The sequence below is a fragment of the Curtobacterium sp. MCLR17_040 genome, from assembly GCF_003234735.1.
GTDB lineage: Bacteria > Actinomycetota > Actinomycetes > Actinomycetales > Microbacteriaceae > Curtobacterium > Curtobacterium flaccumfaciens.
On the sequence record NZ_QKTE01000004.1, the window covers coordinates 186230 to 194553 of the forward strand.

An 8324-nucleotide genomic window follows, 5' to 3' on the forward strand; every position below is an offset into this window, starting at 1 on the left:
ACCGACACCAGATCCCTGAGGCTCCCGCTCTGCGGACACGTGGCTGCCGTTCGGGGTCAGGCCCTATGGTCGGGACCATGCAGGACGAGCACGAGACCGGAACACTCCCCCACGTCCCGTTCACGGAAGAGGCGTCGGCGACCGCGACCGCCGCCGAACCCCGTCCGGCCTGGCGCGGCTGGATCCACCTCGGTGCGTTCCCGTTCGCGATCGCGATGGGGATCGTCCTGATCACCCTCGCCGACAGCACCGCGGCGAAGGTCGGCAGCGCGGTGTTCATGGCGACGTCGCTCGCGATGTTCGGTGTCTCCGCGACCTACCACCGGTTCCCGTGGGGGCCCAAGGTGAAGGCCGTGCTGAAGCGCATCGACCACACCAACATCCTGTTGCTCATCGCCGGCACCTACACGCCCGTCGCGATCTGCGCCCTGCCGCACACGCTCATGGTCGTCGTGCTCTGGGTCATGTGGTCGGGCGCCGCGCTCGGCATCGCGTTCCGGGTGCTCTGGATCAACGCGCCCCGATGGCTGTACGTCCCGATCTACCTGGTACTCGGGTGCGCTGCGCTCGGACTGCTGCCGCAGTTCTTCGCGGCGAGCGTCCCGATGACCGTGCTCATCCTGTCCGGCGGCGTCGCCTACATCATCGGCGCCCTGGTCTACGGCTTCAAGCGGCCGAACCCGGTGCCGACGCAGTTCGGGTTCCACGAGGTGTTCCACGCCCTGACCGTGGTGGCCTTCGGCGCGCAGTGGGTCGGCGTGCTCATCGTCGCGCTGGACCCGGTGCGCTGACCGTCGCACGTTCCTTCCCAGAACGCGTGCGATGCCTGGTGGTTCCGGGCGTACTCACCCGGAAGTTCCGCCCAGGTACGCCCGGTTCCGGTCGGCGCGCGCACAAGGCGGACTGGAGGCCCGTGGCGGGGTCGCTACCCCTCCCTCGCAGGCTCGGTCGGCGCGGCCCGCGTGCCGCTGGCGCGTCACCGCTGAGCGGTCCGCGCCAGTTTGCCTTGTAGTCGCGCCAGCCGCCCTGTAGTCGTGTCAGCCGCGCTCGGTGTCGTCGCCGACGTCGGCCCGGCCGTCCTCGGCCGCCCGCCGCTCCGGCTCGTCCGTCGCGGTGCCGTCGCCCGCGGTGCCGTTCGCCTCGGCCTCGAGCCGCTCACGCACCTCGGCACGGTAGCGGGTCCGACGGATGCGTCGGGTCATGTCCACCACGAGCAGGATCGTCACGATCGCGACGAGTGCGATCGCGATGAACCCGACGACACCCGGGGTGACGTCGACGTCGGGGACGACCGAGGGGCTGGGGCTGGGGGTGGCGGCGAGTGCCGCCGCGATGGTGCTCACGAGGTCGGTTCCTTGTCGGCTGGGATCCCGGCGAACAGGTCGGTCTCCGGGAGCTCGGTCGGCACGCGTGCCTCCACGAGCTGGTAGTCCTCGGTCGGCCACACCGTCGCGAGGAGGTCGTTCGGCCAGTAGAAGAAGGCACTGTCCGGTGCGACCTGGCTGGCGTGAGCGCGGAGTGCGGCGTCACGCTGGTCGAAGTACTCGTGCACGTCGACGTGGGTGGTGGCGAGGTCGGGCCGGTCGGCGAACCGCTCGACCCACTCGCGCAGCTGCTCGATCGCGGGGCTGTCCGGGTCGCGCTCCTGCAGGGCTTCGAAGATCGTGCTGAAGCGGCGCGGGTTCATCGTGCGCTCGTAGTAGAGCTTCGCGATCGACCACGGGGCACCGGCGGACGGGTACGCCGACGGGTCGGCGGCGGCGGACCACGCGGCCATCGACACCTCGTGCGTGCGGATGTGGTCGGGGTGCGGGTAGCCGCCGTTCTCGTCGTAGGTGACGAGCACGTGCGGGCGGAACCGGCGGATCACGCGGACGAGGGCCTCGGTGCTGTACTCGAGCGGCACCGTGGAGAACGTGCCCGGCCGGACCGTCTCGCCCTTCTCAGCGTCGGGCAGCCCCGAGTCGTGGTACCCGAGCCACACGTGGTCGATGCCGAGCGCCTGCTGCGCCGCGGCCATCTCGGTGCGGCGGTACCCGGCCATGTCACGGTGGGCACGGCTCGTGGCCGGCTCGCCGAGTTGGTCGTTCAGGATGTCGCCGGCCTCGCCACCGGTGCAGGACACGACGAGCACCTGGTGCCCGTCGGCCACGTACTTCGCGGCGGTCGCGGCACCCTTGCTCGACTCGTCGTCGGGGTGGGCGTGGACGGCCAGCAGACGGTAGGGCACGTGGGGTTCCTCACTGCGGGTGAGCGGCGTCGGACGCGGGCAGCGCACAGCGTCGCGTGAACTACCCTGGGATCAGGATATCCACCCCGGGAGCCCCGAACTGTCCGAACAGCACCAGACCGCCACCCTCGACGAGCGCTACGGCCGCACACCGGCCCGCAAGCGCCGCAGCCGCCTCTTCGCGATCGTCGCGGCCATCGCGGTCGTCGTGGTCTTCGGTGCGTGGGTGATCTGGGCCGGGCTCGACCAGTCCGACCGCGGCCTCGACCAGGACGTCATCGGGTACGAGGTGCTGTCCGAGCACAGCACCGTCGTCCACTCGCAGGTGTCCGTCGACCCGGGTGTCGAGGCGAAGTGCGCCGTGCAGGTCCTCGACAAGAGCTACTCGATCGTGGGCTGGAAGGAGATCACCGTGCCGGCGTCCGAACAGCGCAGCCGGAGCATCTCCACGCAGGTCACCACGACGACGCGGGGCGTGACCGGCTTGATCCACGACTGCTGGATTCCCTAGACTGTCCTGATTCGCCTCTCGAGACCGACCACTCGGCCGGTCTCGTTTTTTCATGGTCGAAGGGACAGAACATGAGCAACGACACGCAGGTCACCTGGCTGACCCAGGAGGCGCACGACCGTCTCAAGGCGGAGCTCGACGAGCTGAGCGGCGAGGGCCGTGCCGAGATCGCGCGCCGCATCGAGGCCGCTCGCGAAGAGGGCGACCTCAAGGAGAACGGCGGCTACCACGCCGCGAAGGACGAGCAGGGCAAGATCGAGGCCCGCATCCGCGTCCTCACCGAGCTCCTCAAGCACGCCACCGTCAGCGAAGCGGAGTTCGACGGCACCGTCGAGCCGGGCACCGTCGTCACGGCGGTCATCGCCGGCGACGAGTCCACCTTCCTGGTCGGCAGCCGCGAGATCGTCGCCGAGGGCTCCGACCTGACGGTCTACAGCCCGGTCAGCCCCGTCGGCGCGGCCATCGTCGGCCTCAAGGCCGGCGACAAGGCCACGTACACGGCGCCGAACGGCAAGGAGATCGCCGTCGAGGTCGTCAAGATCGAGCGCTACGAGCCGTAGACCCGGCCCACTGCAGACAGGAGGCCCGTGGCGACACCGCCACGGGCCTCCTGTCTGTCCGCTGGTCGCGCCCAGAGCGCGCGCCGCACTTCCGACAGTCCACGCGTCGAACGACTCGTGGATCGTCGCGGACTAGTGCTCGAGGAGTTCCGGGCGGAAGCCGACCTCGTGGAGGCGCTGGATGACCTCCTGCGCGTGCTCGGGGCCACGCGCCTCGATCGACAGGTCCAGCGCGACCTCGTTGATGACCAGACCCTGCCCGTGGCGGGTGTGCAGCACCTCGACCACGTTCGCGCCGGCGTCCGAGATGACCTGGGCGACGCGGGCGAGCTGACCCGGGCGGTCCGGCAGCATGATGCGGATGCCGATGTAGCGCGAGGCCGCGACGAGCCCGCGGGTGATCACGCGTTCCATCATGAGCGGGTCGATGTTGCCGCCGCTCAGCAGCACCACGGTGCGGCCGGTGTCGCGGACGGCACCGGACATGATCGCGGCGACGCCGACGGCCCCCGCTGCCTCGACCACGAGCTTGGCGCGCTCGAGCAGGACGAGCAGGGCGCGGGCGGTGTCGTCGTCCGAGACGGTGACGATGTCGTCGACCAGGTCGCGGATGATCGGGAAGTTCAGGTCGCCGGGGCGCGCCACCGCGATGCCGTCGGAGATGGTCGGCTTCGTGGTGATGGTGACGGGCTCGCCGGCGGTGATCGACGACGGGTAGGCCGCAGCGTTCTCCGCCTGCACGCCGATGACCCGGATCGGCCGTCCGAGCCGCTCGGCCATGCCCTTCACAGCGAGTGCGATGCCGGAGATGACGCCGCCGCCACCGATCGGCACCACGACGGTGTCGACATCGGGCACCTGGTCGATGATCTCGAGGCCGAGCGTGCCCTGCCCGGCGATCACGGCCGGGTGGTCGAACGGCGGGATGAACACGGCGCCGGTGTGGGCGGCGAAGTCCTTCGCGGCGCTCAGCGCCTCTTCCACGGAGTGGCCGCGCAGCACGACGTCGGCGCCGTAGTGGCGCGTGGCCTGCAGCTTGGGCAGGGCGACCCCGACCGGCGTGAAGATCGTCGCGGGGATGCCGAGCTCGCGGGCGGCGAGGGCGACACCCTGCGCGTGGTTGCCGGCGCTCGCGGCGACGACGCCCTTGGCGCGCTGCTCCGCGGACAGGGTCGAGAGCCGGTTGTAGGCACCGCGCACCTTGTAGGCACCGGTGCGCTGCAGGTTCTCGCACTTCAGGTGCACCGGCGACCCGAGCAGCTCGGCGAGGAACTGCGACGTCTCCATCGGGGTGATGCGTGCGACGCCCTTGATGGTCTCGCGCGCCGCCTCGATGTCCGCGAGGGTCGGGATCGCGGCGAGCGTGTGCGGGGAGGCGCTGGTGTCGGTCACTCCCCCATCATCGTCGTTCCGGGGCCCCGCGGCGAACTCGTGTGACGCTCAGTTGGTGCTGGCGGTGTCTTCTTCGGCCGAGGGACCCGAGTCGACGCCCGGCGCCGGGACGTCGTCCCCGACCTTGTGCCGACGTCGTCGGAGCAACTGGATCTGCCCGTGCTGCCCGCGCTTGGGCGTCGCTTCGAGGACGTGGTCGGAGTCGAGCCGTCGCCAGCGTCCGCTCGCGATGGTGGTGACCATGGCGTTCAGCGTCGCGATCAGCGGCACGGCGAAGAACGCTCCGGCGATGCCGGCGAGCCCGGAGGCCGCGGTGACCCCGAGGACGACCGCCAGCGGGTGGACCTTGACCGCGTTGCCCATGACGAGCGGCTGCAGGATGTGGCCCTCGATCTGCTGGACCAGCAGGACGACGCCGAGCACCAGGACCGCCGCGAGGGGACCGTTGAAGATCAGCGCGACGAACACCGCCAGGAAGCCCGTGACGATGGCACCGACGACCGGGATGAACGCACCGAGGAACACGAACGCGGCGATCGGGATCACCAGCGGCATGCCGCCGAAGAAGAGCCCGACGATGAAGGAGCCCAGGCCGATGCCGACCGCGTCGACGAAGGCGACGAAGATCTGCACGCGGATGAAGCTCGTCAGGGTGATCCAGCCGGCGACACCGGCGCCGTCCACCGCTGCACGGGCCTTCTTCGGGAACAGCCGGACGGACCAGCGCCAGACGTTCTTGCCGTCGATCAGCAGGAAGATCGTGGTGAACAGGATGATGAAGAGCGCCTCGAAGGCGTGCGTCGCACCCGAACCCGCGCTGGCGACCCCGGACAGGATCGACGCGGAGTTGTCCTGCAGCCACTTCGTGCCGTCGTCGAGCCAGCCGTTGACGTCGGACTGGCTGATGCCGAACCCGGAGCTCAGGACGAAGTCCTTGATGTTCGCGTACTGGTCGACCGTCCGGTCACGCAGGGACGGGTAGGACGCGATGATCTGGTCGACGACGAGCCAGATCAGGCCACCGAGCGCCGCGATGCCGCCGAGCAGGCTCATCACGACGGCGAGCCACTTCGGCACGTGGTGCCGCTGCAGCCAGTTGGAGATCGGCACGAGGAGCGCCGAGACCACGATGCCGACCAGGAACGGGATGAGGATCTCGCTGAAGACCGTGACGAGCCAGATGAAGACGGCGATCACGCCCACGACGACGAGCGCCCGCCACGACCACGCGCCGGCGATGCGCACGCCGACCGGGACGGATTCCTCGACCACGGGGTCGGGGTGTGTCTGCTTGCTTCCCCATGCCATGGGCCCGAGTGTAGCGATGTGCTTCCCGTCAGGTGCCAGATACGGCATACGTTCGTGGACGCTCATGTCGGCGGGGTTCGGTAGCGTCGCGGCATGCCCAGGTCGACGCTCTCCGCCGCCGAGGCCCGCCGGGTCGCACTCGCCGCGCAGGGGTTCGGACGGCCACCCGCCGAGCCGGTCTCGACGCGGGCGCTGAACGCCGCGTTCGGCCGGCTCGGGCTGCTGCAGATCGACTCCGTCAACGTGTTCGAACGCAGCCACTACCTGCCGCTCTTCGCCCGACTCGGGGCCTACGACCGGTCGACGCTCGACCGCCTCACGCTCGGACGCTCGGGTCCGTACACCGAGTACTGGGCGCACGAGGCGGCGTTCATCCCCCGCGACGACCTGCGGCTGTTCCGGTGGCGGATGGACGCCCTGCGGGAGCGGGACGCCGGCCCGACCCGGGTCGACGGCGTCACCCGGACCGCTGCCGTCCGGCGCGAACTGCACGCCCTGCTCCGGGCCGAGGGGCCGATGCGGGCGAGCGCGGTGGAGCACGAGTCGAACGTGCGACGCGGCCCCTGGTGGGGGTGGAGCGACGTGAAGCTCGGGCTCGAGCAGATGTTCCGCTGGGGCGAGGCGGTGAGTGCCGGACGAGCCGGGTTCGAGCGGGTGTACGCCCTGCCGGAGCAGGTGCTGCCCGCGGGCTTCCTCGAGACCGCCCCGCCGCGTGCCGACGCCGTGCTCGAGCTCGTGCGCCAGGCCACACGGGCGCTCGGCATCGGCACCCGAGCGGACATCGCGGACTACTACCGACTGCGCTCCGACGACACGGCCACCGCGATCGCCGAGCTCACCGACGCGGGCGAGCTCCTGCCGGTGCGGGTGGAGGGCTGGGGCGAGCGGGCCTGGCTGCACGTCGGGGCTCGGGTCCCCCGGCAGCTGACGGCGGACGCGGTGCTGAGCCCCTTCGATCCGGTCGTCTGGTTCCGGCGGCGGGCCGAGCGGATGTACGGCTTCCACTACCGGATCGAGATCTACACGCCGGCCCCGAAGCGGGTGTTCGGCTACTACGTGCTGCCGGTGCTGCAGGACGACCGGCTCGTCGGGCGGATCGACCTGAAGAGCGACCGGCAGCGCGGGGTGCTCCGCGTCCGGACCGCGTGGCAGGAACCCGGCGAGCACCTGGACCCCGAGCGGCTCGCCGACACACTGCGACGGACCGCGAGCTGGCAGGGTCTCGGCGCGATCGAGGTGACCGACCGAGGAACCGCTGCTGCGGCCGTCGCCGGGGCGCTCGGAGTGCCCCTGGTGCCGCACGAGTCCGCTGACGACGCGGACACCCCCGAACCGATCGAGACGGCCGACGACACCGCCGCCGACGGCATCGGCTGACCCGTCAGAACCGGTCGGCGTTCGCCCGCAGCCGCGCGATGCGGTCGGGCAGCGGCGGGTGCGTCGAGAACAGTCGGTCCATCACACCGGGGCGCATCGGGTCGGCGATCCACAGGTGCGCCATCGAGGAGTTCTGCGTCTGCATCGGTCGGCCGTACGCGCCGAGCTTCTCGAGGGCCCGGGCTAGGCCCTCCGGGTGCCGGGTCGTCATCGCACCCGTCGCGTCGGCCAGGTACTCGCGCTGCCGGGACACCGCCGCCTGCACGCCGGCCGCGGCGATCGGGGCCACGATGACGGCGACGATCCCGGCGATGAGCAGCACCGGGTTGGCGCTGCCGCCGTTGTCCGAGTTGCGGTTCCGCCCGCCGGACAGGCCGCTGAAGATCGAGATGCGGAGCAGGACGTCGGCGATGAGGCCGACGGCCACGACGAGTCCGAAGACCATCGTGGACACCCGGATGTCGTAGTTCCGGACGTGTCCGAGCTCGTGCGCCATCACGCCCTGCAGCTCCTGGTCGTCCATGAGCTCGAGCAGCCCCGTCGTCGCCGCCACCACCGCGTGCTCCGGGTCACGCCCGGTGGCGAAGGCGTTCGGCGAGGGATCGGGGATGACGAACACCCGGGGCATCGGCATGCCGGTCGCGATGGCGAGGTTCTCGACGGTGCGCCACAGCCGTGGTTCGGAGGCACGGTCGATCTCGACTCCACCGGCGATCGCGGTGGCCTGTCGTGCCGCCAGGAAGTACTGCAGCACCGCGTACCCGAGCGCGACCACGAGCACGATGAAGCCGATCGAGACGTTGCCGGCGAGGTACCCGCCGAGGAACCCGAGCGCGCCGATGATCAGCAGGAACACCAGGACGATGACCACGGTGTTGCGCTTGTTCCGCGCGATGGCGCTGTACACGTCGGATCCGACGCTGGGGTCAGAACTGGACGCGCGGCG

The 8324-nt window shown here is 70.7% G+C and carries 9 protein-coding genes; 4 read left to right on the forward strand and 5 right to left on the reverse strand.

Going from position 1 to position 8324, the window contains the following annotated elements; genetic code table 11:
• Nucleotides 1-77 precede the first annotated feature (77 nt).
• Complete coding sequence (locus tag DEJ01_RS06160) at nucleotides 78-791, forward strand: hemolysin III family protein (RefSeq protein ID WP_071406128.1); 714 nt, start codon at nucleotides 78-80, stop codon at nucleotides 789-791.
• Between the two features lie 246 nt (nucleotides 792-1037).
• Here the strand turns inward: DEJ01_RS06160 and DEJ01_RS06165 are convergent, their stop codons facing one another.
• Nucleotides 1038-1343, reverse strand: a complete 306-nt coding sequence (locus DEJ01_RS06165) for a hypothetical protein (RefSeq protein WP_017886736.1) — start codon at nucleotides 1341-1343, stop codon at nucleotides 1038-1040.
• Nucleotides 1340-2230: a mycothiol conjugate amidase Mca gene (gene mca, locus DEJ01_RS06170; protein ID WP_027464504.1), complete on the reverse strand. Its 891-nt coding sequence runs from the start codon at nucleotides 2228-2230 to the stop codon at nucleotides 1340-1342. The genes DEJ01_RS06165 and mca overlap by 4 nt, the downstream gene beginning before the upstream one ends.
• Before the next feature lie 19 nt (nucleotides 2231-2249).
• Between mca and DEJ01_RS06175 the strand changes: the two genes are divergently transcribed.
• Both DEJ01_RS06175 and greA read left to right on the forward strand, forming a co-directional pair.
• Entirely contained in the window at nucleotides 2250-2741 is a 492-nt protein-coding gene (locus DEJ01_RS06175) for a DUF4307 domain-containing protein (protein ID WP_017886738.1), read from the forward strand.
• A 71-nt stretch (nucleotides 2742-2812) separates the two neighbouring features.
• A complete protein-coding gene (greA, locus tag DEJ01_RS06180; RefSeq protein WP_017886739.1) occupies nucleotides 2813-3301 on the forward strand; it encodes a transcription elongation factor GreA in 489 nt (162 codons plus the stop codon).
• A gap of 132 nt (nucleotides 3302-3433) precedes the next feature.
• On the opposite strand, the gene ilvA is transcribed toward greA, so the two are convergent.
• Entirely contained in the window at nucleotides 3434-4693 is a 1260-nt protein-coding gene (gene ilvA, locus DEJ01_RS06185) for a threonine ammonia-lyase (protein WP_111092495.1), read from the reverse strand.
• 48 nt (nucleotides 4694-4741) lie between these two features.
• A complete protein-coding gene (locus DEJ01_RS06190) occupies nucleotides 4742-6001 on the reverse strand; it encodes an AI-2E family transporter (protein ID WP_051596497.1) in 1260 nt (419 codons plus the stop codon).
• A gap of 93 nt (nucleotides 6002-6094) precedes the next feature.
• On the opposite strand from DEJ01_RS06190, the gene DEJ01_RS06195 reads away from it, so the two are divergent.
• The gene (locus tag DEJ01_RS06195) at nucleotides 6095-7378 is read left to right on the forward strand and encodes a winged helix-turn-helix domain-containing protein (protein WP_111088255.1); all 1284 of its coding nucleotides are present in this window, start codon (nucleotides 6095-6097) and stop codon (nucleotides 7376-7378) included.
• Between the two features lie 4 nt (nucleotides 7379-7382).
• Here the strand turns inward: DEJ01_RS06195 and DEJ01_RS06200 are convergent, their stop codons facing one another.
• Nucleotides 7383-8285, reverse strand: a complete 903-nt coding sequence (locus DEJ01_RS06200; RefSeq protein ID WP_071406122.1) for a M48 family metalloprotease — start codon at nucleotides 8283-8285, stop codon at nucleotides 7383-7385.
• Nucleotides 8286-8324: the final 39 nt, after the last annotated feature.